The organism is Bradyrhizobium ingae, assembly GCF_055791185.1.
Genome location: NZ_JBVUBB010000005.1, coordinates 287,857 through 312,227, shown reverse-complemented (window position 1 = coordinate 312,227; position 24,371 = coordinate 287,857). Strand labels below are relative to the sequence as shown.

The following is a 24,371-nucleotide window of genomic DNA, read 5'->3' as shown; positions in this document are numbered from 1 at the left end:
GCGATCGCACCTAAGCCGGAACTAGAGACAGTTCGCCTTGCCGCGCTCCGGGCAGAGCCTGAAGGCATTGGACAACGTGAACAGGAACCGCGCGTTCCGCCGTTCATTGTCGGGCGCGCGATAGCTGAGTGGAACAGCGACGGCAAGATCGGCCCGCAAATCGTCCCACAGGAACAGGCGTATGCCGGCGCCGGCAGATGTCAGCGACAGCCCGTCGCTCAGTCGATAGCCGTCGTTCCACACTGCGCCCGCATCGGCAAACCCGTAGATCTGGTAGCCCGTCCAGTAGCGGAAATTGACGGTCTGGTCGAAGCGAAGCTCGAACGACCCGGCAAGCCCATTGTCGCCGCTGATTTCGGCGGCGCCATAGCCACGGCCGAACGCAGTACCGCCGAGATAGAATTGCTGCGACGTGAACAGCGGCCGGGATGCGGTCTGACTTGCGCCTGAGAGCTTGATCGACAAGGCGTCGGTGAGACTCTGATAGCGCGTGAACCAGGCATTCAACACCGAGAAATTCGCCGAGGCGCCATCGCGCGACAGAAGATCGTCGGTCCAGTGCGAGGCGCCGAAGATATCGAGCCCCTGCCGGTAGGTCAGCGTCAGATAGTTGGTGCCGCCGAAACGGTCCTGCAGCCGGTAATCCGAGGTCAGGCTCGCGGTCCTGATATGGTCATTGTACCACGGCCCGAACATATCGTGTTCCGATACGTTGCTGAAGGTGAAGGCCGAGGTGAGCGTCAGCGAAGATGCTTGCGACTGAAGCGGGACGATACTTGCCCGCAGTTCGAAGGCTTCCGTCGTCGTGATGTCGCTGTCGAGGCGACGGGCATCGCCCGGCCGCACCGCGCTGTACAGGATCGAGGCGCCGAGACGGACGCCGTCGACGCCGATCGGCGCGTCATAGGACAATCGTCCGAAGCCAAGCTGGCGCGGATCGTTTGCGATCGTCGACAGGTTGACCGCCAGCGTGTCGCCGGGCGCGAGGTAAGAGTTGAAGGCGCCCGTCGCATAGGTCTGCCACGGTCCGACCGACGATGATCCCAGATTGTCCAGGCCGAACGAGGTAAAGATGTGCCAGGTCTTCAGCGAGACAGTGAGGCGGAAACGGCCGCTCGCCGTGCCGATCTCCTCGAGCGCGGTATCGGTAATCCGCACCCCGGGCCATCCATTGATCAGATAAAGCTGGCGTTCGAGCGTGGCTAGGCGCGAAGGATGTTCGGCAAGGATCGGACCCAGCATCGGACGGACGCCGAATTGCTCGGCGCCATCGCCTTTCAAGTCGGCCTCGACGATGGCGCCTTCGATCACCCGGATCTGCACGCGTCCATCCCGGATGTCCTGCGGCGGGATGATAGCCCGGCTCAGATGGAAACCGGCGGAGCGATAGAGATCGCTTATGGAGCCTGCGATCGCTGCCAGATCTGTCTGCGAGACCTGCTTTCCAAGATATGGTTGCCAGGTGCTGGTGATGCGGTCGTGCGGAACGCTGTCCGCACCAACGATGCTGATGCCCCGGAGCACGAATTGCGGCCGGCTATCGGCGCTGGCGTCGGATCGGCCGAGACTCGGTAGTCTTACGGGGGTGCGATCGCGAGAGTTCTGATCGGTTTGTGTGTCGAAGTATTTTTCGGTCTGTCGCGGATCGAAGCCCGGCTGGTTCGCCTGCTGCGCGAGAGCCTGCGGAATTGCCGCAAGAGTGGGCACAAGCAGGCTCATTGCGGTAACAAAATGTCCACATCGACGGCTCCTTCGGGACCGTCCTCCGTAGTTCAACTGAGTCCCTCCACGGGTTCGGTAAGAGATCGTTAGCCGCATGATTTTTCATAGTTTTTTATGGTCAACGATTGGTTAACGCGGCAGTGAACCTTCCGGACTCCAGCTAATCCTATCTTGAGAGATCTCCGATAAATCTCAGCCCCGCTGTTCGCGGACTGAGGACTCATCATGCTCGGCAGAGATGGAATGCGGCGCGCCCTGTTGGCTGCGTTAGTACTGGGATTTGCTTCCAACGCCTTTGCCGCGGACGGCGGTGTCTGGTCGGTGAGGAAGGCATCGGGCGATGTCTGGATCGCGACCGACGGCGCGCAGCAGGTCTCGCTCAAGCAGGAAGAGACGCTGAAGCCCGGCGATACCGTTAGGACTGGACGCAACGGTCGTGTGCTTCTCGTGCGCGGCGAAGAGACCATTCTGATCTCACCGAACTCCGTCGTAGGCTTGCCGACGGAGCAGAAGGACGGGCTTTCGACCACCATCGTGCAGCAGGCGGGCTCGATCCTGCTCGAAGTCGAAAAGCGCAACGTCAAGCATTTCGAAGTCGAGACGCCCTATCTCGCCGCCGTGGTCAAGGGCACCCGGTTCAGCGTCACGGTGAACGCGGACAGCACCAAGGTCGGCGTCGTGCGCGGGCAAGTCGAGGTCTCCGATTTTCGCACCGGTCAGATCGCCCAGGTGATGCCCGGCCAGGCCGCAACCGCCTTCGAGCATGGCAAGCCCGGCCTCAACCTGAGCGGCTCCGGCACCTTCAATCCGATCGAGCAGGGCAAGCCGCGCGCGTCGACCACCGAGCGAGTGCCGGTGCCGAAATCGGGCCTGCCAGCTCCGCGCAACGCCGCGAACGGCCACAGCTTCCACGCTCTCGCGCCGATCGAGAAGGGCAAGGCGGCCTCGGCGGCTTCCAAACCGCAGCAAACAGCTGGCGGCTCTCATGTCAAACCGGGCGTGATCCGCATATCCAGTTCGCTTGGCGAGGTGAAACTGAATTTCAACAAGGTGACGCACGGACTCGCGCGCGGATCAGTTGCGACCGCCACCGTCAGAAGCGCGTCAAGCTCGAGCAACGATACCGTCTGGAGCGACAGCAAGACGAGCACCACGACGGCCTCCAACAGCAATAGCCAGACGGCGGCAACGACGAGCAGCAGCAGCGCGAGCAGCAGCACGAGCTCCTCGAGCACGACCACGACGACGGTTGCGACAACGGCCGGTTCGTCGAGCGATAATTCAAGCGGCAGCAGCTCCGGCGGCAACAAGAACGGCAATTCCGGAAACGATAACCACGGCTCGACCGGCAATGGCAAAGGCAACAACGGTAACGGCAATGGGAATGGCGGCGGCGACGGCAGCAACGGCCACACTCATGGCCACAAGCACTGAAGCTATTTCGTAAGCGGCCACGGGGGCGCATCCGGATCGAGCCGGATGCAGGGGGATCAGGTGAAACGCTATCGACCGCATATTCTGGTTGTGGCCGCGCTTGCCGTCGTTCTGTCCACGGGATGGCACGGCGCGCTGCGCAGTGCGCTCACCGACTTACGCTTTGCCTGGCAATCGCGCGAGGCCAGCGGCAATATCGCGGTGGTTGCGATCGATGCGGCATCGATCGACCGGATCGGCGTCTGGCCGTGGCCGCGACAGCTGCATGCCGAACTCCTGCGCAAGCTCGAAAGCGCCGGGGTTCGCGATGTTGCCTTCGACGTCGATTTCAGCACACCCTCCGATCCTGCATCCGACCAGGCTTTTGTCGAGGCACTGAAGGACGTCGGCGGTTCGACGATCCTGCCGTCCTTCAAGCAACCGGCCCCGAACAGCGGCGGGATCCACATCAACCGTCCTCTGCAGCCATTCGGCGAACAGTCGTGGCCGGCCGTCGTCAATGTCACTGTGGAGCCCGACGGGCTGGTTCGACGCTATCCCTCCGGCGAGAAGCTCGGGGAAGAGTTTGTGCCTTCGATGGCGGCGGTATTGGCGGGGGAATATGCCAACCGGAGCTCACCGTTCCTGATCGACTTCTCGATCCGGGCGGCATCGATTCCGCACGTTTCCTTTGCCGACGTGTTGCGCGGCGACGCCACGACCCTTGCCAAGCTGAAGGACAAGAAGATCCTCGTCGGGGCAACCGCCCTCGAGCTCGGCGACCGCTTCAGCGTCCCCAACGGCAACGTCGCATCCGGTCCGGTGCTGCAGGCACTGGCGGCGGAATCGATCCTTCAGCATCGTACGCTTCGTTGGACCTCCGATATCGGCATGATCCTGGGCCTCGGTGCACTGGCCTTGCTCATGATGTTCTCCTGGCGCCGCCTTGGTCCGGGCGTTCGGGTTGTAATCCTCGTTGCAGCGGCGGCGGCAGTCGAATTCGTCGCTGCCCTCGTGCAGCTGAAATGGCCGCTCGTCATCGACACGTCGTTGTTCCACATCGCGACGGTGGCCTACCTCACCGCGATCGCGCTCGACGAGATCGATTTTCGCAGCCTGCTCGGTCGTATTGCAGAGAGCCGTTTCCACCGCATCGCGATGTCGCTCGGCGACGGCCTGGTCTGCACCGACGAGAATCACATGATCACGGTGTGGAATCCCGGTGCGAGCGCGATCTTCGGCTACATGCCGGCGGAAATGATCGGCCGGCCTTTCGAAGCGCTCTGCGCAGCGACGACCGACGGCGCAGCCAAGCGCTTCTCGATGCGTGATGCTGCCCGTCAGGCACTCTTGGTCCCCGGCGGGGCTGTCGTCGTCGAGTTCGAAGGACGGCGCAGGAACGGCGAGGTGTTTCCGGTCGAGGCCAGCTTCTCGGGCTGGCAAGGCACGGACGGCTTCCAGTATGGGGCGATCCTGCGGGACATCTCGGTCCGCAAGCGCGAGGCCGAACGCGTGAAATATCTAGCCGAGTACGATTCGCTCACGGGGCTTGCCAACCGCAACACCTTGCATGCAGGGCTCGTCGGCCTGGTCGCGGCGGCGGAGCGGCAGTCGCACGAGGTCGCGCTTCTGGTGCTGGGGCTCGACGGCTTCCAGCAGATCAACGATATGTTCGGTCATGCGGCCGGAGATCTCGTGCTCAAGGCGGTCGCCGCTCGGCTGCGGGCGGAGGCCGGAGCCAAGGCGATGGTCGCGCGACTCAGCGGCGACGAGTTCGCAATTGCGATCGACTGTGTCGAGGCCGATGAGCCGATCGCGGCGTTCACCGAGCGCGTGACGCGCGCGTTCGAGCTGCCGCTCGTGGCTGGCACGCGCCAGCATCGCGTCAAAATCAGCGTCGGAGTCGCCCTCTATCCGGACGGCGGGCAGAACGCCGACGACCTCCTGAGCAACGGTCATCTCGCACTCTTCCGGGCGAAGACGAATCGCCGTGGCGGCTATGTGATCTTCGAGAGCGCTATCAGACAGGAGCTCGAGAACAGGCTGACGCTCGAGAGTGAGCTCGCGCAGGCCGCGGACCGCAACGAATTCGAGCTGTTCTACCAGCCGCAGGTCCGTCTGGCCGACGGCGCGCTCCTCGGCGCGGAGGCGCTGATCCGCTGGCGTCATCCGTCGCGTGGCTACGTCTCGCCGGCGGAGTTCATGCCTGTCGTCAACACGTCAGCGCTCTCGGAACGGATCGCCGACTGGGTGATGGAGACGGCCTGCAAACAGGCGCGAACCTGGGAGCTCGCCGGCAACAATGTCCGCGTCGCGATCAATCTGTCGCCGTCGCAGCTTCATTCGGGGGATCTGGCGCATTCGGTCGCCGAATTGCTCGCAGCCACTGGGCTCACGCCGTCGCTGCTCGAGCTCGAGGTGACCGAGGATATCCTGCTGCTCGATGAAGCGAGAGTGCTCGATATGTTCAAGCGGATCCAGGCACTCGGCGTCCGCGTTCTGTTCGACGACTTCGGCACGGGTTATGCGAGCTTGAGCTATCTGAAGAAGTTTCCACTCGACGGGCTCAAGATCGACCGCTCCTTCGTGCTCGATCTGCTCGCCGATTCCGACGACGCGGCGATCGTCAGCTCGACCGTCGGATTGAGCAAGCAGCTCGGACTTTCCGTGATCGCCGAGGGCATCGAGAACCGCGCCACGGCAGACTTCCTGGTCAGCATGGGATGCGAGGAAGGGCAGGGCTATTTCTTCGGCCGCCCGATGCCGGCCGAAACGTTCGGGCGCCAGTTTCTGACGGTGCAGCCGATCCAGGAGGCCGTCGGCGCCGCCTGAGTGCGACGGGCGGCAGTACAGACAATCCCGGCAGAATCGGTATCATGCAGTCTCGTTCGACATGCCCGTCGTTTCGAGGCTCATCGAGATCGTGACGGATTATCAGCCGGAGTTGGCCAACGCCGCACTTCTGCAGGGACAGAAGGGCTACCGCGATCTGCGATTGGACGTCTGTCGCGGATTGGCACTGTGGTTCATCTTCATCGATCACATCCCGGACAATGCGCTGGCATGGCTGACGCTGCGCAATTACGGCTTCAGCGACACCACCGAGGTGTTCGTCTTTGTCTCCGGCTACACCTGCATGCTGGCCTATGGCGGCGCTCTGCCGGAGCAGGGGTGGCTCACGGTGATCGCCAGGGCGCTGCGGCGAAGTTTCGAAATCTACTGCGCATTCCTGCTGCTGTTTGGGGCTTATGTCACCCTGGTATGGCTGGTTGGCGGTGGCGAGCGGTACGTCGACGAAACCAATACGGGCTTCTTCTTCAAGGATCCCGGTGCGGCGCTCGTGCATGCGGCGATGCTGCAATATACGCCCGTCAATACCGACATCCTGCCGACCTTCGTACTCCTGCACCTCGCATTTCCGCTTTTGCTGTGGCTCCTGATCCGTATCCCCAAGGCAACGCTGGCCGCTTCGTTCCTCGTGTATCTGATGGTCCAGATCCGGAGCTGGCACGTGCCGGCATGGCCAACCGGCGAACTCTATTTCAATCCGTTCGCGTTCCAGCTCCTGTTCGTGTTCGGCGCCTGGTATGCCGGTGGCGGCGGTAACATGATCAGGCCGCTCGTGCAGTCGCGCGTCACCCTCGCGGTGGCGCTACTCTATTTGCTGTTCAGCCTCGTCATCGCCTTGAGCTGGCAGTTCGATGTGCTCAAGCTGCTGATCCCGGAGGATGTCTCGGGATGGATCTATCCCATCTACAAGAGCCACCTTGCACCGGTGCGCCTGTTGCACTTCCTTGCGCTGGCCGTCGTGGTTTCACGATTTACGCTGCGGAAGGGACGCCGACCCGTGCCGCCGCTTGCGATCGCGATGATCCGCTGCGGTGAGAACTCGCTTTCGATGTATTGCCTGGGTGTCCTGTTATCCTTTATCGGCCAGGTCATCCTCAGCGATATTGCCGGCGGCTTGGTCGCGCAACTTTGGGTCAGCGTTGCCGGAATCGCGGTGATGATCGTCGCAGGCACGCTGGCGACGTGGGAGGCACAGCTCGATCGGCGCGGACCAAAACTCTTTTGATGCTAGCGGCGGCGTGCGATCGCGATGCCGAACAGGAAGGCGACGAAGAGGCTCGCCAGCGGCGCCTCGCGCGTGATCGCGGCGACCGTCGAGAGCGGCTTGCCGGGCTTTCGCGCCTCCTCGATGGCCGCTGTCAGGCGGTCGACCGCGGCGTGCAGGCCGCCTGCGACCTCGCCGATCGTGCGTGAGACGTCTGTTGCGGCATCGATGGCGCGCTCGGCCATGCCTGGTTGCGAAACCGGTTCCGGTATGTCCACGCTCAAGACTTGCGACCTCCACACCCGCGAAATGGCAGGGACCGGCACCTTTGGCTATCCTCGCGAGCGCTCGTTTTGAACAGCGGGTCCGAAGACCTTTGGCTATCCGCGACTGGCGCCGTCTTGACGGCGGGTGCCGGCCTGCATTGAAAATGCGGCCGGCGAGATTTGGTTCCCGCGGTGCCGGGCGGGGACAGCATCAGCTCCGGGAAACGACGGACACGAATCTCTGTTAGGCTGGCCCTGAGGGCAGATCTGATCAGGGAGATGGTCGTGACCGATTGCGCAACGTCGGATCGAACCAGGCGCATTGCGCTGCTCGGCGCTCCCATCGACATGGGAGCATCGCAGCGCGGGACGCTGATGGGCCCTGCGGCATTGCGGACCGCCGGCCTTGCAACCTTGCTGGAAAATCTCGACCTTGAGGTCGTCGATCATGGCGACCTTTCGGTCGCCGGCATTCCCGATCCCAGCGACGAGCTGCCTCAGAACGCCAATTACTACCGGGAGATCCAGCGCTGGACGCGCTTGCTCAGTCATCGTGCCTACGACGTCGCGAAGAGCGGAGCGGTCCCGATCTTTCTCGGCGGCGATCACACGCTGTCGATGGGCTCGGTCAATGCCATGGCGCGTCACTGGCAAGAGCACGGACGCAAATTGTTCGTGCTCTGGCTCGACGCGCATGCCGACTACAACACGCCGGCGACGACGATCACGGCGAACATGCATGGCATGTCCGCGGCGTTCTTGTGCGGCGAGCCAGGGCTCGACGGGCTGCTCGGCACGGAGCCGCGGGCTTCGATCGAACCCGGCCAGCTCGAGCTGTTCGGCACGCGCTCGATCGACAAGCTCGAAAAGGAGCTGATGCGCACGCGGCGGATCCGCGTCGCCGACATGCGCCAGATCGACGAGTTCGGCGTCGCCGTCCTGATCCGGCGCTTCATCGAGCGGGTGAGGGAAAGCGATGGCGTGCTGCACGTCAGCTTCGATGTCGATTTCCTCGATCCGTGCGTGGCCCCCGGCGTTGGCACGACGGTGCCGGGCGGGGCGACCTATCGCGAGGCGCATCTTATCATGGAGCTGCTGCACGATTCCGGTCTGGTTCGCTCGGTCGACATCGTCGAGCTCAATCCGTTCCTGGACGAACGCGGCCGCACCGCGCGGACGGCGGTCGAGCTGATCGGCAGCCTGTTCGGGCAACAGATCGCGGACCGTCCGACGCCGAGCAACGCGATCTCGCCGGGCGAGTAGAGGCCGGGGCGGCGGTCGTTCATGCGTTGCTGCGCCGCGAAGGAACTCCTCCGCGAGACCGCGGATTTAGATCAACCGTCGCGATGATCGCCTGATTTTGAAACGCGCGCGAATTGCCAAGGCGCTCACGAGGCGATTTCATGCGGCTGAGCATGAGGGCCCGCAATGACCAAGACACGAACCACTGACGGCAACGAGGCGGCTACGCGCCGTCGCTTGCTCAAGTCCGGCGGCGCGGCCCTCGGTGGAATCGTTCTCGGCGCCGGGACCGCCAAAGCCGACAATCTGCCGCCCGAGATTCCCGAATGGATGAAAGCGCCGGGCGAGCCGATGGGCAGTCAGCCCTACGGGTCGCCGTCGCCGTTCGAGAAGAATGTCGTCAAGAACATCTCGAAAAACCTCAAACAATATATCTCCGCTTCGGGCCGCACGCCATTGCAGGAGCTCGATGGCATCATCACGCCGAACGGGCTGTTCTATGAGCGCCATCACGGCGGCGTGCCGACGATCGATCCGGCGCAGCATCGCCTGATGCTTCATGGCCTGGTCGAGCGTCCCCTGATCTTCACCATGGACGACCTGCGGCGCTTTCCGTCGCAGTCGCGCATCCACTTCCTCGAATGCTCGGGCAATCCCGGCTACACGAAGCCTTATGGCAAGACCGCCTCCGACCTCGTGGGGCTCGTGAGTTGCGCCGAGTGGACCGGCGTGAGCCTGAAGCTGGTGCTCGAGGAAGCCGGTCTCAAGCCGGAGGCCAAATGGGTCGTGGCCGAAGGCGCCGACGCCGCAGCGCTGACGCGCAGCATCCCGATCGAGAAATGCCTTGAGGATGCCATGCTGGTCTACAGCCAGAACGGCGAGCGGCTGCGGCCGCAGCAAGGCTATCCGCTGCGGCTCTTCCTGCCCGGCTTCGAAGGCAACATGAGCGTGAAATGGCTGCGACGCCTGCACGTGACGTCGGAGCCCGCCTATTCGCGCGAGGAGACCTCGAAATATACCGACCTGCTGCCCGACGGCACAGCGCGCGAGTTCTCCTTCTACATGGAGGCCAAGTCGATCATCACGCGTCCCTCCGGCGGACAGCGCCTCGACGCGCCCGGCTTTCACGAGATCACCGGCATCGCCTGGAGCGGGCATGGCAAGATTGCCCGCGTCGAGGTGTCCGTCGATGACGGCAAGAGCTGGCAGTCGGCGCAATTGCAGGAGCCGGTGCTGACGCGCGCCTTGACGCGCTTCCGCTTTCCGTGGCGATGGGACGGCAAGCCCGCCGTGATCCAGAGCCGCGCCATCGACGAGACCGGCTATGTTCAGCCGACGCTTGCCGAGCTCCTGGCCGTGCGCGGCGAAAACTATTTCTACCACAACAACGCGATCTGGCCCTGGCGCATCGCAGATAGCGGCGAGGTGACCAATGCGCTGGCGTGAATTTGGCGGCATCGCCGTCGCGATCCTGCTGTGCGCGTGGACGAGCGGCGCGGTTGCGCAAAGCCCGTACGGCATCGGACGGCCGGCGACGCCCGCGGAGATCGCAGGCTGGAACATCGATATCGGACGCGACGGCAGCAATCTGCCTGAAGGGCGCGGCACGGTCGGTCATGGAGGCGAGGTGTTCGCTCAGCAATGCGCGTCATGCCATGGCGACAAAGGCGAGGGTGGTCTCGGTGATCGGCTGGTCGGCGGGCAGGGGACGATCGGCTCAGCGAGGCCGGTCCGTACCGTCGGCAGCTACTGGCCTTACGCGACGACGCTGTTCGACTACATCCGCCGCGCCATGCCGCAGAACGCGCCGCAGTCGCTCAGCAATGACGATGTCTATGCGGTGTCGGCCTATATCCTCAGCCTGAACGGCCTTGTGGGCGCGGATGCGACGCTCGATGCGAAATCGCTAGCCGCGATCAAGATGCCGAACCGCGACAAGTTCGTCGGCGACGCGCGTCCCGACGTGAAGTGAGCAGGCCTTGAAGTGAGCAAGCCTTGGGTTCCCTGGAACTCTGCCGGGTGAGGCGGAACCTCGCGCGGCCTCACCGAATTAACCCATGAGAGGAAACAGCCCAGAGTGTTCGATGGCAGCCCGCTTCACGAACTCCCTTGCTATCGCGATCCGTCATCCCGGCGTCATCGCGCTCATCGTCGCCGGCGTCACCATCGCGGCGATGCTACTTGTCGATCACGGTCCGTGGAGTCGGGCCAAGGCGCAGCCCGCGCACGTCGCGATGTATCACACCACGGGCGAAGCAGCGCGCGCCGCCGGCGCAATGGTGCTGCCGACCGATCCAAAATCTCCGATCGAGCCGGTGCGGCCGGGACCGAAGACATCCCCAGCCGTCAACCCTGTTACGCCTTAGACCCGGGCTTTGATTTTCAGCTCCTGGTCGTCAGCTCTTGCGCCCGTAGTTGAGCAGCCCGCCGTGGGTCTTCGGCGGATGGGCGCGCAGCGCCTCCTCGTTCGGCTCGGTGCCCCAGCCAGGGCGGTCCGGAATCACGAGATGGCCGTTTGCGATCTCCGGCTCGTGCGTGAACAGCTCGCGGTCCCACGTCAGGCGATCGATGTCGATCTCCATGATGCGCAGGTTCGGCACGGCGGCGCAGAAATGCGCGTTCATCATCGAGCAGAGATGGCCGTAGAAATTATGCGGCGCGACGTTGACTTCGAAGGCCTCGGCGGCCGAGGCGATCTTCATCGACTGCCAGACGCCGTTCCAGGGCGTATCGATGATCGCGACGTCCATCGCCTGCTCGCGGAAATAGGGCAGGAATTCGCGCAGGCCCAGCAGTGTCTCGCAGGAGGAGATCGGATGCGGGCTCTGCCTGCGGATGTAGCCGAGCGCTTCCGGATTGAAGCTGTCGATCTCGACCCAGAGCATGTCGATGTCGGCGATGGCGCGCAGGATCTTCAGATAGCCTTCGGTCTTGGCGTTGAAGTTGCAGTCGAGCAGGATCTCGACATCGGGGCCGGCGCCGTCGCGGATCGCCTCCAGATGCATGTGCAGGTCGCGCAGGATTTTGCGGTCGACGTTGATCTCGGGCAGGAATGGCGAGCCGAAGCCCGGCCGCCAGCCGGTCGGCTTGCCGTCGTCATAGGAGAAGATGTTGGTCTTGAGCGCGGTGAAGTTCTTCTCGCGCACCTCGCGCCCCATCGCCTTGACGCCGTCGAGGCTGTCGATCGGCGGCTTGTACCAGGAGGGATGATTGATCCGCCACGTCGCGCAATGCGACCAGTACACGCGCACGCGATCGCGGATCTTGCCGCCGAGGAGCTCGTAGCAGGGCACGCCGAGGCACTTGGCCTTGGCGTCCAACAGCGCGTTTTCGATCGCACCCAGCGCCTGCGCCACCACGCCGCCGGCGGCCGGGCGCGTCGCTGCGAACAGCTCGGCATGGATGCGCTCGTGCTGGAAGACGTTTTGCCCGATGACGCGGCTCGAAAGGCGCTGGATCGCAGCGCCGACGCCCGGCGAGCCAAAGCCTTCGTCGAACTCGCTCCAGCCGACGATGCCGTCTTCCGTCGTCACCTTGACGAAATGGTAGTTTCGCCAGCCGGCATCGCAGGCGAGGATTTCGAGACTGGTGGCCTTCGATGTCACCTTGGATGATGTCGTCATGTCGCTCCCCGGCGGCTGCTTGATGAGCCTTGTTGATCTCCGCGCAAACGCTTTGCGTTCATCGCGCTTGATTTGGCGTGCGTGCGCCACGCCTCGCAAAACGTGTTAAGCCAAGGCGCGAGCCCCGTGAAGCGAGGCAAGCGCGCAGCGCTTATGCAGCCGCGCTGGTTTGCGGCGCGACAAAAGGCTGCCGGAAGGCTGGGGATAGCCATGGTGTTTCCGGGGATCGCCACGAAATCGCGCCGGCTTCTTTCCTTTTTGGCCACAATCGGACCTCAACGATCAGCCCCATGCAAGCCTTGGCCGTTATATCTTTCCTGGCGCTGCTCACCTTGGGTGGGGCAGCCATTTCCGACCAGGTTCTCACAGCCGATCAGCAAATCGTGCAGAGGGTTCAACAGGGCTCACGATGAGCGAAGGCGCATTGTCGTTGGGGGATGACAGATGCTTTCGGTAGACCAGTTTCTGAGACTGATCAGCGTGCCGGCCGTGTTCGTGGCCTTCATCATCGCGTCGCAGATTTCGGCGGCCCTGACGTCGAACTGAGCGGCCTCAGCCGAAAACGGACGAGCCGAGCAGGGCCACCACCGCAAGCGCCATCAGCGCCGTGCCGAGCCAGCCGAGCGCGATCAGCCATGTCCGCGCCCTGAACTGGCCCATGACGCCGGTGTTCGAGACGATCAGCATCATCATCACCATGATGGGGACGGCGACGATGCCGTTGAGCACGGCGCTCCACACCAGCATGTGGATGGAATCGATGCCGGTGAAGCCGAGCGAGAAGCCGATGACGGTCGCGGCCGCGATGATCGTGTAGAAGCCGATGGCTTCGTCCGGCTTCGCCTCCAGCGTGGCGCGCCAGCCGAAGATTTCCGCAACGCCATAGGCCGCCGAGCCCGCCAGCACCGGGATCGCGAGCAGGCCCGTGCCGATGATGCCGAGCGCGAACAGCAGGAAGGTGAAATCGCCGGCGAGCGGCCGCAGCGCTTCGGCAGCCTCCGTCGCCGAATTGATTTTGGTCACGCCATTGGCGTGCAGCACGGACGCCGTGGTCAGGATGATGAAGAAGGCGATGCCGTTCGAGAGCAGCATGCCGACCGTGGTGTCGGCCCTGATGCGCGTCAGCTCGGGATCCCCGCTGCGCGGCGCTTTCGCCAGGGGCTGGCGTTTCTTGTGGTTCATCTCCTCGACCTCCTGGGAGGCCTGCCAGAAGAACAGGTAAGGGCTGATGGTGGTGCCGAGCACGGCGACCACCATCAGGAAATAATCCGCGCTGACATTGGCCTGCGGCCAGACCGCCGCGAGCAGCGCCGTGCTCCAGGGGATGTTCACGGTGAAGGCGGTCGCGACATAGGCGAACAGCGACAGCGTCAGGAATTTCAGCACCGGCGTGTAGCGGCGATAGGGCACGAAGATCTGCAGCAGGGTCGAGGACGCCGCGAAGATCAGCGCGTGCTCGTGGTTCAGCCCGCCGATGACCAGCGAGAGCGCCTCCGCCATCGCGGCGATGTCGGCGGCGATGTTGAACGTGTTCGCGGCAACCAGCATGGCGACCAGCGCCAGCACCAGCCAGCGCGGCACAATCTTCATGACGTTGGCCGCCAGCCCCTTGCCGGTGACCCGGCCGATCCGCGCGCTGACGAGCTGGATCGCGATCATGAACGGCAGGGTGAGAAACACCGTCCAGAGCAGGCCATAGCCGAACTGCGCGCCGGCCTGCGAATAAGTGGCGATGCCCGACGGATCGTCGTCCGCCGCCCCCGTGATCAGACCGGGCCCCAGCCGCTTCAGCACCATCCGGAAGGATTTTGGCGGTGCGGGAAGGATGGGGGCGGTCATGAAGGGTGGGGTCTCGCGTCGGCTGACTTTTTCCGAATTCTCCCGGCTAACTCGGGGTAGGGATGAAAAGTTCCTGCGGAACGGGCCGGTCGAAGTTTCGGATTGTCCGCATTTTCGGTTGACGCGTCGGGCAAATCACCTGTAAACAGGCATCATCGCAGAAATCGTCAAAGCCCGCGCCGTCCCCGGTCGCGGGCATTGTTGTTGAGGCGGGGCGGAGATTGCGGACTATCGAACGCTGACGAACATGCCCCAGGCAGTAGCGAGACCGGCTCCTGCAAGAACATAAATGGGGTTGTCGCAGAACGCGCTTCCATAGGTGCACATGGTGGCGCCGAACGAGCCGATCTCGTGATGGCTCGCGGAATAGAACAGGCCGGACAGGCCGAGCAGTGCAGCGGCGACGTAGTACATCGATCTCCTCCTCGATGGATTTCAAACGTCAGGCCGCCGCTCAACGCTTGATCCTCAAATTCCTCCGACAGATGTCTGGTTTTCAGAATCTCGCTTGACGCGTCGGCAGGAACATATCGGTAAAATCGAAGTTGATCACAAGCGAGTTTCATTCTGCCGAATCCAGGCAGCAGAATTTTCGGAAAATTTGAATCGCCGGGCAAATCACCGGCCGAAGATCAGATCGCGGTGCCGTGCGCCATCGTCGATCCAGCGTTGGCTGCGCACACTTACTTGCTCCATTGGGATGACCGTCCCGCTCGATCCTGGCGAGCCCCGCAGGTTCAGAGCTTATTGACGTTGTTCTCTTTTTGTTCTACTCGGCGGCGACGTGGGCGATCGCCAATGCGAGACAACATGCAACAACAGACGTACGACGTGCGTGCCCTAATCTTTGCCTGCGGCGCGCTACGTCTCAGTCAATCGGAGGTAAAAGATGTCGGGCGCCGAGATGGTGAACGTAGGGTCTGCTCTTAGCCGGCTGAAGAAGTGCCTCGCGACGGCACTGTGCGCAGCATTGTTCGCAATTGGGCTTTGCGCTGTTGGAGGCGCCCAGACCCCAGGCTACGGCCTGCGGCCGGACCAATGGGCACCCTATGAAGGCGGTCGCTACTTCGATCAACTCCAAGAGATCATGAGCGTTTACAGATTTTCCGGCGGGAGAATCGCCCATCTCCATTTTGACGCGAATGACCTTCCTGTAGGAGACGTCGATCTCTTCCGGATATCAAAAGGGGCAGAATGCGACAAAAATGACTGCCTTTTTGTGCTGGTTTCATCCGAGATGCCAAGCGCACCTCTCGTTGCCGAATGTCAATTCAGGCGGGGACAAACCACCCATTTCTTCAATCCTGACGGTTCGAACTTCTGGGGTTTTGAATTTGATTGCCAGGATACATTGCGGCACGTGAAGATAACCCCAACGCACTTCTTTTCGACAACGGTTTTCAAGACACAATGATTTGGGGCCGATATGGCAAGTCCGCGCGGGTCTCACGAGGTTATGGTTTAGAGACGTCTCGAAGCTTGAGTTCTCGGCGAGACGTAGTTTGGAAACGGTGTATCTGTCGAAGGAAAGCATGATCAATACCTCAACCAATAAGAGCCAGCGAAAAGTAAAGGCTCGGAAATTCTTCATGGTCGGCCCAGACGCTCGAATCGGCGGCAAGGGTGGATGGGAAATGGAAAATCTTCCGGTGCTGTTGATGGGGCGACGTGGGCTCGCTCCACCTCCCGGACAGCGGGGGTTTGCAGACTTTCCCGAACTGCCGAGTCTTGTGTTCGATAAATCCGTTGGAAGAACTCCTCGAGATATAGAACAGTTTCACGGCTATTGGCTTGTGTCGGACAGGATGAAGGCAGTACTGGAGCAATTGGATCCTGAAGGCGTCGCGTTCGCGAAATGCGTGTCCCGCAGCAAGTCGGAGAGCGTGGCCCCCGTCTACTGGCTTTGCGACGTCGTTCGGATTCTGGACGCGGTCGATGAGGAGAAGTCGCGCGTCAGGATTGAGTATGATCCGCCGGATCATCGCAAGCGGTATAACCTGATGGGCGCAACCAATCTCGTTTTCAGAGAGGAGATCGTGGGGTCAGCTCATATTTTCAGACTCAAGTTCTTAGTGCCCAGAATTGTCTGCAGTCAGTCTATGAAGGACGCTTGTAAGGAAGCCGGCCTGAAAGGCATCGGGTTTCACGACGCCGCCAATTATTGATTGCTAGGCCCAAGGGGCCCTAACGGAAGTGCCGGATGTTTCACGTTCATCACGTTCTTCCGCAAGCCGAACGATTTCTGACGGACCTTGCGGTAAAAGTTCTTCGATTCGATATTCACTCGCCCGCAAATCTCATGGCGCTACCCTCGGACGAGGGGCTTGCTGACGCGCTCAACGCCAGCCCACATACTGGAGGCCATCTCCGTACCTACAACAGGGGCTTTTGTGAATTTCTACTTTCTCTTCAAGCCGATCCGGATTTCGGACGCGCTGAGACTGGTGACCCAGCCGCTATTGCTCGGCTGTCCTCAGATTTGAACGGATTTGTCGCTACCGCGAAATACGCGCTCGCGAATAAGCACCTGCTGACCAACACGCCAGGGGGAATGACGCCAGAAGACGCGAATGTGAAAAATCAAGAATGGTTCGCGAACTGGAGGAAGTATGCCGAGGATAATCGGGAGCAAATCCAGCAGATGCGGGACACCGTCGATCAGCTATACAATTCTGGTCGGCGGGACGCGGCCGTGTGGTGGCCGATTCACGCGCCAACCAACGATCTCAGCCTTGCAGACAGGATCGACCTCATAAGGCGATACAACAAGGACTCCTCTCCTATCTCGCAACAATTCACCGTCGTTGGGCCTCTTCCCGATCTTCCGGGCTTCGTCCCGCCTGTTGTGGACACCCGGCTGCCGGGCTTCATACCCCCCACCGTTGATGGTCTAACTCAGCCGGAAGGGTTTACGCCGGTTAATCCACTTCTGACCTACGGATTGCCCGGATATCCAGTGCCAGATTCAACCTTGAGAGGGTTCGGGCAATTGCCGCCGAGCGCGGCCGCTCCGCAGGATCCGCTGGTCCTCAAATTCGATCCGGCGACCGGGGCACCTCTTCCTTTCTCCGAACGTTCGCCGATACTCGAACCGGGCGCTCCGGTAGATGGGGCGCCGCCGGCCGGTTTCTATACCGCAGCCGGGTTCGCGGCTCTCGCGGCAGTAGCTCCGGAGCTCGCGTTGGTGTTGGGAAGGTGGGCTATTCCCGGTGTTGTGGGTGCTGCCGCTGTTCCAGCGTTTGGAGCCAGCAATGCAAGTAGCGCCGGGTCCACTAGTGGAGGCGTGTTCTCCACGGGCACGGCTCCGTACGACGCATTCAACGTCGCTTCCTCTGCCAACGCGAACACCAGCGACGGCTACCCGCGCGGACCTTCGTCTGGGTCGCCGCTGGTCGAGAGCAAATCGCTTGAACAAGGGCCGGGGCGCGCCAACACCTTTACCGATCGCTTCGGAGATTGGACCGAGACGTCGGTGGGCACGATGCCGGCTCCGGCGTCTGGCGCGCTTGGGGCTCCCGCCGACGGTGCGGCGCGAACTGTCTCTCCCGAAGACGTTCGGCGCCTCACACGCGTGAACGCCTCGAACTCAGCGAACGCATTCACATCGGGGACGTCACCAGTCCCTTACCTGCCTTCGCAATTCAACGACCGCTTTGGCAACTGGAGCATGTCGCCTGGCGATCGACAGACTTCGCAAGCAGGTGGGCCGCCCGGCACCGTCGCTGACGAGCCGAGCTATTCCATCCCGCCGCCGATCTGGGGATTTGAGGATGCCCGCCGCGCGCAAAACGATGCCGAAGAATGGTTCTCCCGCTGGATACAGCCGCTCATGCGGCAGGACCGAGTGGAATGATATGAAAACGATATCGCGCGCACATGACCGCATGCAGCGTGAGCGCCGATCAGCGCGCCGTCTTGCGAACAAATTCAGGGGGCATTGACTTTGCGTTCTCTATTTGTTCTAATGTGGGCCTTAATTCTACCTCTGAGCGAAAGATGTGATGGCCGATGAGTGCACTCGCTTTTGTATTGCTGGACAATCCGACAACGCCGGACATGTCGGCCGTCGCCAAAGCTCTTCGCACGCGGTATCCCGAATTGCCGGTGGAGATGGTGACGGACAACAGCGGGGCAGGAGCTCAGCAAAATTCAGCGAGTTCGCCGCTCATTCGCTGTGGTAACGAACTTGTCGCTGTGATGTCGATGCCGGCGCCAATTCCGAATGATCCAGGCCTCTGGTCGCGTACTGCCACGACCTGGCCGGAGGGCAAGACGATTGCGGCACGGCATCGAGGTCATCTGATCGTTTCTGTGCTTGGGAAAGGCCAGCAGCCACTGCTTGCCGCTCGCCTCAGCACCGCGGTTATCGGCGCGCTGATCGCCGTGATACCGGAATGCTGCGGCGTGGTGTGGGGCGGCAAAGTCGCACGGCCTGCCAAGCTCTGGCTCGAAATGTCTAGCCGGTCCTTTGCGCCGTTTCCCGACTATCCCTTCACGCTTTGGCTCGACGTCCTTCCGTTTCGTTCCCATGCGGGCATCGGCGCCGTCACGATGGGGCTCGCGGCATTCGCTGAACGCGAGATCGAATTCGAAACCGCTAAGCTCCCGTTTCCGACGATGATCGACAAGGTGGCCGGTCTTGCCGCCTATCTCGTCGAGCACGGAAACGTGGTCAAGGATGGCGATACCTTTGGAGGAGACGAGCGCGAGCGCTTCGCGGTCCGATACAAGAACTCCGACCGGTTTGGTGGGATGCCGGTCTTTTTCTGCGTAGCGGATTGAGGCGCTGGTAGCGACCACGCTGGCAAGGCATCACGCCAAGAGAACGGACTCAGAATGAGTGGCGAACGGTCAAAATCGATTGCGAAGCGACCTAGATGTGGAGCCTCAAGAGGTTGTCCGTGCGGTAGTGACTCGGGATGAAGCTTCGAGGTCGCAGGAACGTGCGTCAAAGGTTATGTGTCGGTCACACGACCGGCATCTTGAGGATGACTGCAAAGCAATCGATTTTACCTGAAGTCAGATTTTGAGATGCTTCGAAACTCTAAAGGTTCGACACAATGACCAACAAGACGTCGAAGGGGGTACGATGCACACCAAAGCGCGCAAGCGCAAGTTTTACGAAATGGGATACAACTACCGTAGACCTGGAGCGCCCGGCTTTTACCTGGATGAGGGGAGCGTCCTGCCAGTAGGGCTGGAGCGTCTGGCTGATCTTGTCGAGCCGCCGTGTTTTGTGTTCGACAAGTCGGTAGGGAGCCGGCCTGGAGATCTGGAGCAGCTCTATGCGTTTTGGCTGATTTCCGATCGAATAAAAACCGTGTTCGAGTCCATCGATCCAAGGGGGTTTTCCTTTGTTCGTTGCCCTGTGCGAGTGCCAAGGGGCGTTTGGGACGGACCGGGCTATTGGCTCTGCGAAGTTCTCCGTGTTCTCGACGCATTGGACGAAACACGATCGCGTTTGAAGATCGGCATCCGCGACGATCCCCGCTATCTAGACTTCGGCAGAAAGTTCTACGAGTTCTTCGGGGGGGCTAAGCTCATCTTTAAGGAAGAACTGGTCGACGACGCGCACGCGTTCCGTATGGCGTACTACGAGAGTTGCGTCATATGTGATCAGGAAATGAAGGATGCTTGCAAGCAAGCCGGTCTTAAGGGGATATTGTTCAAGGACGCTTCGAATCTACCGTAGCGCTTACAAAGGATCGTTGGTGGCAGATTGTTGCCGCCGATTACTATCGGCTTCGACAATATTCCTAGGCCGGATATATATCTTTGCAAGATATGAGCTAAAGCCGGTCTGCAGCATATCTCCTAACCATGCGACAGATTTTCTTCGCTGTCCCATCCCTCACATAGTGCGAGCAACTGCGTGTCGCTTTGCGACGGCCGCGATGTCGGCCTTGTGGTCTTGGTATTGTTCGTTCGTCGAATGAGGTCCGCCTGCAGAATGATGCCGAAGAATGGTTCTCTCGCTGGATACGGCCGCTTATGCGGCAGGACCGAATGGATTGACGCAGATCGCCCCGCGCACATGAACAAACGCGTCGACATCCGATCTGTTTCGGATTATACGTATTTTCGCTTGACGCGTCGGGCAAATCACCTCTAAAGTGGCATCATCGAAAGAGTTCGCATCAACCCGCGCGGAGACATCCGCCGCGGGTTTTTTCATTCCCATACCGAGATCGGACGGCGGCGGCGCTTCGCGGCCTCGCCCTCGTTGATACGCGTTTACTGAGCGCCGATCAGCGCGCCGTCGTCCGAACCATGATTGGCCGTGCACGCGCGAACGTGCCGGCCCGCGGCGCGAGCCCATTGCTTGCGCCGCCGCGGCCCCCGGGAAGGGGATAGGGTTCGCGCCCGAAATGAATCGCGCTTCGTCTCGCGATCTGCCGCGCTTTTGCTTTTGCGGGAGCAGCCAATGACAGCCTATGTGATCTCGCTCGCGCTTGTCGGCCTGCCCGCGATCGTACTGTGGGAGGCATTTTCATGAGCGAGGATCCGGAGTGCGATCAGGGGAGCGACGCAGTCCGCCCGCCCGTCGCGAAGAAAACTTCCAGATCGAGAACTCTCACCGAAGTTCGGTCCCTGGCGCGCAGCCATATGCGAACCGCCATCAACGTCCTCGTCGGCATCATGCGCAGCGATGATGCGACACCGGCCGCGCGCGTCTCCGCCGCAAACGCGATCCTCGATCGCGGCTGGGGCAAGGTCGCGCTAGGAGGCGAGAACGTCGAAGACGAGGTGTTGCAACGGATCCAACGCATTGAGCGCATCATCGTGCATCCGGCGATCCCGGGTAACGGCGATCCCGGCGATCGCGCCGCGTCCGGCTAGTTCTTGACCGACTTGCCGGTCCGGTGTTGCCCGGCATAGGCGCGCTGCACCTGATCGCTGCAATAGGACAGCGTCCGGCCGTCGCCGGTGAAATGTCCGTTGTTGATGATCCAGAGGACGACGGTCTTGTCGTCGATCTTCTTGAACATCAGGTTCTCACGATCCGGAGTGGTGTCCACATTCTGTACGCTGACGGCGTCAGGCCTTGAGGCCGGCTGCAATGTGCAATCGGCACCGATCCTGACGGTGTCGGGAAGCTGAACCCGCGTCCTGTTGATCTTGCAAATGTTCGAGGCCGTTGAGATCGATTTTCCGGTGAACGTAACGATGGTGTCGTTGAACTTTGTGCAGCGCTCCTCGAAATCGGCGCCTGCCGCAGCGTAGACGCCATCTCGCGGATGAGCGCTCTTGAGAGCGCGTTCCTCGTCAGCCTTCCGCTTGGCTTCCTCGGCCTTCTGCTTGGCTTCTTCTTTCGCCAGGAGCTTGGCTTCGGCAAGGGCACGCTGCGTCCCCAGAGGGCAATAGGCCTCACGCCAAGGAGGATCCTTGAGCTTCCCATTCAAGCTCTTCTGAACCGAGATCGTCGTTTCATTCAGCCGCTTGATGAACATGATCTCTTTGAACAGTCTATTTTCCCATTTGCCGTCGCGAGAGTCGAGGTTTTGCGCCAGATTATAATCGCTGCAAGTCAGTTCGACCTTCAGCGACCCTGGCGCGAGATCTAGGAGTTGCTTGACCTCGCAGACCCACTCGAAGCCGCTGACCGATTTGCCGCTGAGATCGATCGTCATGTCGTTGCGTTCGTCGCAGGACGACTGGAAGTCCTTGCCGGGCGCGGCGTAGACGCCAGCTTTGGGGCGCCATTTGTCGAATGTCGGAGCGAGCGGCTCCTGTGCGAAAGCAGGAAGCGCGAGAGCGACCAGTGCAACCGCAGAGACAGCGTGACCGAGAATTCCGCGACGAAGATCTCTGTTCACCTCAGTCCCCTCATTCCTCGACGAATGCGGCATGTGGCTTGGACGAAACTACCGCGCGCGAACTAGTTAATGGATCAGCGTGAGTTGAGCAAGCTGTCGCCCGCCGGCGAAGCGGCGAGGACCGCTGTTTGCCAATTCGCGTGAGAGCGCGCCCCTCTCTCTCTCTCTCTCTCTCTCTCTCTCTCTCTCTCCAAAGGGATTTTTCAGGATGTGGGACGACATGATGCGACGTATACTTCGGCCCATCGAGGGGATATCGCCTCACGTTACGAGTCCGTACGGAGCGATAACAAAGAGGCCGCCTGGATCAAGTAACCCACATCGGGGTATCGACTTCAACTATGTTGGTGGACAAGAAGCTCGCTTGAACAAGAACCATCCGGAAGTGCGGTCTCCGGTGAATGGCGTCGTCGAGCACGCTGGTGAGGACAAGTGGGGGACAATCTCGATCAGAGACGACAATGGATTGCGGCACCAGATCCTACATACCAATTCTCGGCACGTTAAGGTTGGCGATGTGGTTGCGGCGGGTCAAGTGATTGGCACGATGGGGAATACCGGTCTTTTTGATAAAGATGGCAATCCAGGACAGCAGCACGTCCATTATCAAATCAAGGATCCATCAGGTAATGTTCTTGACCCCGGTGCGTTTGCCGATGCGCAAGGACCGTTCGATCCGAATCCCGTACCGGCAGATCGCGTGCCTGCAACCCGCCCCGAAGATGTGCGGATACTGAGCAGGATGCCTGCCGGAAAATCGAATCAATCCGCTTTCAATTCGAACAATCCTGTACCGGTGCCTTTTATTCCTCCCGACGCTGCATTTCCGACTTCGCCGCAAAGCGACTTCGAGAGGCGATTTGGATCGTGGCCTGCGTCTTCCGGGGGCGTCCTTGCCGGTCTCAATCCAACTCCGCAAGGACCATCCGATCCTCCGAACAACGAAGACTGGTCCGCGATGTGGCGCAGGCGTATCGGCCTGCCGTGAGGCGAAGTGAGCGCGTTCATTGTCCATCCTGAAAATTCCGACGGCCAAGATCTTCGAGCCGCTGCTGAAGCCCGCGCGCTACAAGGGTGTCTACGGTGGGCGTGGCTCCGGAAAATCCCACTTCTTCGGCGAGCTGCTGGTCGAGACCTGTCAGGCCGAGCGCGGCACGCTCGCGGTCTGCATTCGCGAGGCGCAGCGGACGCTGGCGCAATCCTCCAAGCGGCTGATCGAGGGCAAGATCGCGAGCCTCGGGCTCGGTCACGGCTTCAAGCTCTATAGCGACAAGATCGAAACGCCCGGCGACGGGCTGATCATCTTCCGCGGGCTTCAGGATCACACGGCCGACTCGATCAAGCTGTTGGTCTGGGACAAAGTCCTGGGCCTTGGGGAGACCGATGCGCTGGGAGGCTTTGCCTCGGTCACATCGAATCTCGTGGTCTCATTCTACTTTGCCAAGCGTGGATTCGAGAACGTCGCAAGGATCATCAAGCGGTGAGCATCCGGGATGACGAGATCAGGGCCGTCGTTGTGGAAACGCTGGCCGAGCAGCAGAGGCTTCAGCATGAAAGTATCGACGCGATCGTTTCGAAAGCTGTCGCCTCGATCCTGACATCGATCGGGATCGAGGATGATGATCGGAAGGAGTTGAGGGCGGACCTCCAGCACCTTCGTCGTTGGCGAAAGAGCGTGGAACAGGCTCAGAGCTACACCTTCAAGGCGGTCATCACCGTGATCGCGACCGGCCTGATCGGCGCGCTCTGGATGGGCGTCAAGGTCGTGCTGGGCAAATGAACAAGGGCCGCGTCTTCGCGGCCGAAGATCTCTCTTGCTTCTTCAGGAACTGCGCTCGTGTACTGTATTCGAGCTGTCGACGGCGATGACGACGAAATCGCCGAGATCCTCCGCGACCTTCATCAATGGACGTTCCTGGGCACCGCAGCCGTTCCGCAGTTCGCAGCGGGATCCTGGTGGCTCGCCTATGCCGGAGCCAGGGCCGTCGCATTTGCGGGAGTCGTGCCCTCTACGCATGCGCGCAACAGCGGGTATCTTTGTCGTGTTGGAGTCTTGCAAAAGCACCAAGGGCGAGGGCTGCAACGCAGACTAATGCGGGCGGTCGAGGTGCAGGCACGGCGGATCGGCTGGGAGAGTATCGTTTCGGACACGACCGACAACAGGATCTCGGCGAACAACTTCATCAGGATGGGCTTCCGGCTCTATGAGCCGGAGGTGCCGTGGGGATGGAGGAACACGCTCTATTGGCGAAAATGGCTGAACCGGGTTTAGGAAGGCGATCATGCTTCCGCGAAACGGAATGCAACGCAGCAGCAAAGCAAGGTCTCGTCTTGGATGGCGACAAATTACCTCCGTTGCGCGGAAACGGCCCGGCAGCTTGATGCTGCCGGGCCG

General features: G+C 61.3%; 23 protein-coding genes. 17 read left to right on the top strand and 6 right to left on the bottom strand.

The genetic code is table 11. The features are described 5' to 3' along the window. Positions 1-21: 21 nt before the first annotated feature. Positions 22-1,818, bottom strand: a complete 1,797-nt coding sequence (locus ACV1FX_RS10530) for a ShlB/FhaC/HecB family hemolysin secretion/activation protein (RefSeq protein ID WP_473117486.1) — start codon at positions 1,816-1,818, stop codon at positions 22-24. Positions 1,819-1,947: 129 nt separating this feature from the next. On the opposite strand from ACV1FX_RS10530, the gene ACV1FX_RS10525 reads away from it, so the two are divergent. The 3 genes from ACV1FX_RS10525 (at position 1,948) to ACV1FX_RS10515 (ending at position 7,210) form a co-directional block, all read left to right on the top strand. After that, positions 1,948-3,156, top strand: a complete 1,209-nt coding sequence (locus ACV1FX_RS10525) for a FecR family protein (protein ID WP_473117485.1) — start codon at positions 1,948-1,950, stop codon at positions 3,154-3,156. 60 nt (positions 3,157-3,216) lie between these two features. Further along, a complete protein-coding gene (locus ACV1FX_RS10520; protein WP_473117484.1) occupies positions 3,217-5,967 on the top strand; it encodes an EAL domain-containing protein in 2,751 nt (916 codons plus the stop codon). Positions 5,968-6,028: 61 nt separating this feature from the next. Beyond that, positions 6,029-7,210: an OpgC domain-containing protein gene (locus ACV1FX_RS10515; protein WP_473117483.1), complete on the top strand. Its 1,182-nt coding sequence runs from the start codon at positions 6,029-6,031 to the stop codon at positions 7,208-7,210. Between the two features lie 2 nt (positions 7,211-7,212). Here ACV1FX_RS10515 and ACV1FX_RS10510 read toward each other — a convergent pair whose 3' ends face one another. Further along, the gene (locus ACV1FX_RS10510; RefSeq protein WP_473117482.1) at positions 7,213-7,434 is read right to left on the bottom strand and encodes a hypothetical protein; all 222 of its coding nucleotides are present in this window, start codon (positions 7,432-7,434) and stop codon (positions 7,213-7,215) included. Between the two features lie 306 nt (positions 7,435-7,740). Between ACV1FX_RS10510 and rocF the strand changes: the two genes are divergently transcribed. The 4 genes from rocF to ACV1FX_RS10490 all read left to right on the top strand — a co-directional run bounded on the left by rocF (position 7,741) and on the right by ACV1FX_RS10490 (position 11,063). Continuing rightward, on the top strand, positions 7,741-8,718 hold the full coding sequence (rocF, locus tag ACV1FX_RS10505; protein WP_473117481.1) for an arginase: 978 nt from the start codon (positions 7,741-7,743) through the stop codon (positions 8,716-8,718). Positions 8,719-8,883: 165 nt separating this feature from the next. After that, positions 8,884-10,143, top strand: coding sequence for a sulfite dehydrogenase (gene soxC / locus ACV1FX_RS10500; RefSeq protein ID WP_473117480.1), 1,260 nt, complete (start codon positions 8,884-8,886; stop codon positions 10,141-10,143). Next, entirely contained in the window at positions 10,130-10,669 is a 540-nt protein-coding gene (locus ACV1FX_RS10495; protein WP_473117479.1) for a c-type cytochrome, read from the top strand. The genes soxC and ACV1FX_RS10495 overlap by 14 nt, the downstream gene beginning before the upstream one ends. 112 nt (positions 10,670-10,781) lie before the next feature. Then, positions 10,782-11,063, top strand: a complete 282-nt coding sequence (locus ACV1FX_RS10490; protein WP_473117478.1) for a hypothetical protein — start codon at positions 10,782-10,784, stop codon at positions 11,061-11,063. A 30-nt stretch (positions 11,064-11,093) separates the two neighbouring features. Here the strand turns inward: ACV1FX_RS10490 and ACV1FX_RS10485 are convergent, their stop codons facing one another. The 3 genes from ACV1FX_RS10485 to ACV1FX_RS10475 all read right to left on the bottom strand — a co-directional run bounded on the left by ACV1FX_RS10485 (position 11,094) and on the right by ACV1FX_RS10475 (position 14,573). Next, positions 11,094-12,320, bottom strand: coding sequence for a mandelate racemase/muconate lactonizing enzyme family protein (locus tag ACV1FX_RS10485; RefSeq protein ID WP_473117477.1), 1,227 nt, complete (start codon positions 12,318-12,320; stop codon positions 11,094-11,096). A 552-nt stretch (positions 12,321-12,872) separates the two neighbouring features. Next, a complete protein-coding gene (locus ACV1FX_RS10480; RefSeq protein WP_473117476.1) occupies positions 12,873-14,159 on the bottom strand; it encodes an NRAMP family divalent metal transporter in 1,287 nt (428 codons plus the stop codon). Positions 14,160-14,387: 228 nt separating this feature from the next. After that, on the bottom strand, positions 14,388-14,573 hold the full coding sequence (locus ACV1FX_RS10475; protein WP_473117475.1) for a hypothetical protein: 186 nt from the start codon (positions 14,571-14,573) through the stop codon (positions 14,388-14,390). 475 nt (positions 14,574-15,048) lie between these two features. Between ACV1FX_RS10475 and ACV1FX_RS10470 the strand changes: the two genes are divergently transcribed. The 6 genes from ACV1FX_RS10470 to ACV1FX_RS10445 all read left to right on the top strand — a co-directional run bounded on the left by ACV1FX_RS10470 (position 15,049) and on the right by ACV1FX_RS10445 (position 20,999). Beyond that, the gene (locus ACV1FX_RS10470) at positions 15,049-15,573 is read left to right on the top strand and encodes a hypothetical protein (RefSeq protein ID WP_473117474.1); all 525 of its coding nucleotides are present in this window, start codon (positions 15,049-15,051) and stop codon (positions 15,571-15,573) included. Positions 15,574-15,691: 118 nt separating this feature from the next. Beyond that, positions 15,692-16,324: an imm11 family protein gene (locus tag ACV1FX_RS10465; RefSeq protein WP_473117473.1), complete on the top strand. Its 633-nt coding sequence runs from the start codon at positions 15,692-15,694 to the stop codon at positions 16,322-16,324. A gap of 35 nt (positions 16,325-16,359) precedes the next feature. Further along, positions 16,360-18,012 carry a hypothetical protein gene (locus ACV1FX_RS10460; RefSeq protein WP_473117472.1) on the top strand — a complete coding sequence of 551 codons (1,653 nt, stop codon included), beginning with the start codon at positions 16,360-16,362 and terminating at the stop codon, positions 18,010-18,012. Between the two features lie 155 nt (positions 18,013-18,167). Further along, complete coding sequence (locus ACV1FX_RS10455) at positions 18,168-18,941, top strand: DUF4261 domain-containing protein (RefSeq protein ID WP_473117471.1); 774 nt, start codon at positions 18,168-18,170, stop codon at positions 18,939-18,941. Positions 18,942-19,248: 307 nt separating this feature from the next. After that, the gene (locus ACV1FX_RS10450) at positions 19,249-19,851 is read left to right on the top strand and encodes an imm11 family protein (RefSeq protein WP_473117470.1); all 603 of its coding nucleotides are present in this window, start codon (positions 19,249-19,251) and stop codon (positions 19,849-19,851) included. Positions 19,852-20,651: 800 nt separating this feature from the next. Further along, positions 20,652-20,999, top strand: a complete 348-nt coding sequence (locus tag ACV1FX_RS10445) for a hypothetical protein (protein ID WP_473117469.1) — start codon at positions 20,652-20,654, stop codon at positions 20,997-20,999. Here the strand turns inward: ACV1FX_RS10445 and ACV1FX_RS10440 are convergent. Continuing rightward, on the bottom strand, positions 20,996-21,976 hold the full coding sequence (locus tag ACV1FX_RS10440; RefSeq protein ID WP_473117468.1) for a hypothetical protein: 981 nt from the start codon (positions 21,974-21,976) through the stop codon (positions 20,996-20,998). The two genes, ACV1FX_RS10445 and ACV1FX_RS10440, sit on opposite strands and share 4 nt — an antisense overlap. 208 nt (positions 21,977-22,184) lie before the next feature. Here ACV1FX_RS10440 and ACV1FX_RS10435 point away from each other — a divergent pair, with 208 nt between their 5' ends. From ACV1FX_RS10435 to ACV1FX_RS10420, 4 genes are read left to right on the top strand one after another with little or no spacing between them, the layout of a single operon-like run. Next, positions 22,185-22,964 carry a M23 family metallopeptidase gene (locus ACV1FX_RS10435; protein ID WP_473117467.1) on the top strand — a complete coding sequence of 260 codons (780 nt, stop codon included), beginning with the start codon at positions 22,185-22,187 and terminating at the stop codon, positions 22,962-22,964. 19 nt (positions 22,965-22,983) lie between these two features. Continuing rightward, entirely contained in the window at positions 22,984-23,460 is a 477-nt protein-coding gene (locus ACV1FX_RS10430; protein WP_473117466.1) for a phage terminase large subunit, read from the top strand. After that, positions 23,457-23,756, top strand: a complete 300-nt coding sequence (locus ACV1FX_RS10425; RefSeq protein ID WP_473117465.1) for a hypothetical protein — start codon at positions 23,457-23,459, stop codon at positions 23,754-23,756. Before ACV1FX_RS10430 ends, ACV1FX_RS10425 begins: the two co-directional genes overlap by 4 nt. A 57-nt stretch (positions 23,757-23,813) precedes the next feature. Then, positions 23,814-24,248 carry a GNAT family N-acetyltransferase gene (locus ACV1FX_RS10420; RefSeq protein ID WP_473117464.1) on the top strand — a complete coding sequence of 145 codons (435 nt, stop codon included), beginning with the start codon at positions 23,814-23,816 and terminating at the stop codon, positions 24,246-24,248. Positions 24,249-24,371: the final 123 nt, after the last annotated feature.

Bases quoted from the DNA above. Each gene is read 5' to 3' on its own strand.
- ACV1FX_RS10445 (WP_473117469.1), top strand. From the start codon at position 20,652: ATGAGCGAGGATCCGGAGTGCGATCAGGGGAGCGACGCAGTCCGCCCG.
- ACV1FX_RS10480 (WP_473117476.1), bottom strand. From the start codon at position 14,159: ATGACCGCCCCCATCCTTCCCGCACCGCCAAAATCCTTCCGGATGGTG.
- ACV1FX_RS10485 (WP_473117477.1), bottom strand. From the start codon at position 12,320: ATGACGACATCATCCAAGGTGACATCGAAGGCCACCAGTCTCGAAATC.
- ACV1FX_RS10465 (WP_473117473.1), top strand. From the start codon at position 15,692: ATGATCAATACCTCAACCAATAAGAGCCAGCGAAAAGTAAAGGCTCGG.
- ACV1FX_RS10435 (WP_473117467.1), top strand. From the start codon at position 22,185: ATGTGGGACGACATGATGCGACGTATACTTCGGCCCATCGAGGGGATA.
- ACV1FX_RS10490 (WP_473117478.1), top strand. From the start codon at position 10,782: ATGGCAGCCCGCTTCACGAACTCCCTTGCTATCGCGATCCGTCATCCC.
- ACV1FX_RS10460 (WP_473117472.1), top strand. From the start codon at position 16,360: ATGTTTCACGTTCATCACGTTCTTCCGCAAGCCGAACGATTTCTGACG.
- ACV1FX_RS10475 (WP_473117475.1), bottom strand. From the start codon at position 14,573: ATGTACTACGTCGCCGCTGCACTGCTCGGCCTGTCCGGCCTGTTCTAT.
- ACV1FX_RS10455 (WP_473117471.1), top strand. From the start codon at position 18,168: ATGAGTGCACTCGCTTTTGTATTGCTGGACAATCCGACAACGCCGGAC.
- ACV1FX_RS10495 (WP_473117479.1), top strand. From the start codon at position 10,130: ATGCGCTGGCGTGAATTTGGCGGCATCGCCGTCGCGATCCTGCTGTGC.
- ACV1FX_RS10525 (WP_473117485.1), top strand. From the start codon at position 1,948: ATGCTCGGCAGAGATGGAATGCGGCGCGCCCTGTTGGCTGCGTTAGTA.
- ACV1FX_RS10510 (WP_473117482.1), bottom strand. From the start codon at position 7,434: ATGGCCGAGCGCGCCATCGATGCCGCAACAGACGTCTCACGCACGATC.
- ACV1FX_RS10530 (WP_473117486.1), bottom strand. From the start codon at position 1,818: ATGCGGCTAACGATCTCTTACCGAACCCGTGGAGGGACTCAGTTGAAC.
- soxC (WP_473117480.1), top strand. From the start codon at position 8,884: ATGACCAAGACACGAACCACTGACGGCAACGAGGCGGCTACGCGCCGT.
- ACV1FX_RS10450 (WP_473117470.1), top strand. From the start codon at position 19,249: ATGCACACCAAAGCGCGCAAGCGCAAGTTTTACGAAATGGGATACAAC.
- ACV1FX_RS10515 (WP_473117483.1), top strand. From the start codon at position 6,029: ATGCCCGTCGTTTCGAGGCTCATCGAGATCGTGACGGATTATCAGCCG.
- ACV1FX_RS10470 (WP_473117474.1), top strand. From the start codon at position 15,049: ATGTCGGGCGCCGAGATGGTGAACGTAGGGTCTGCTCTTAGCCGGCTG.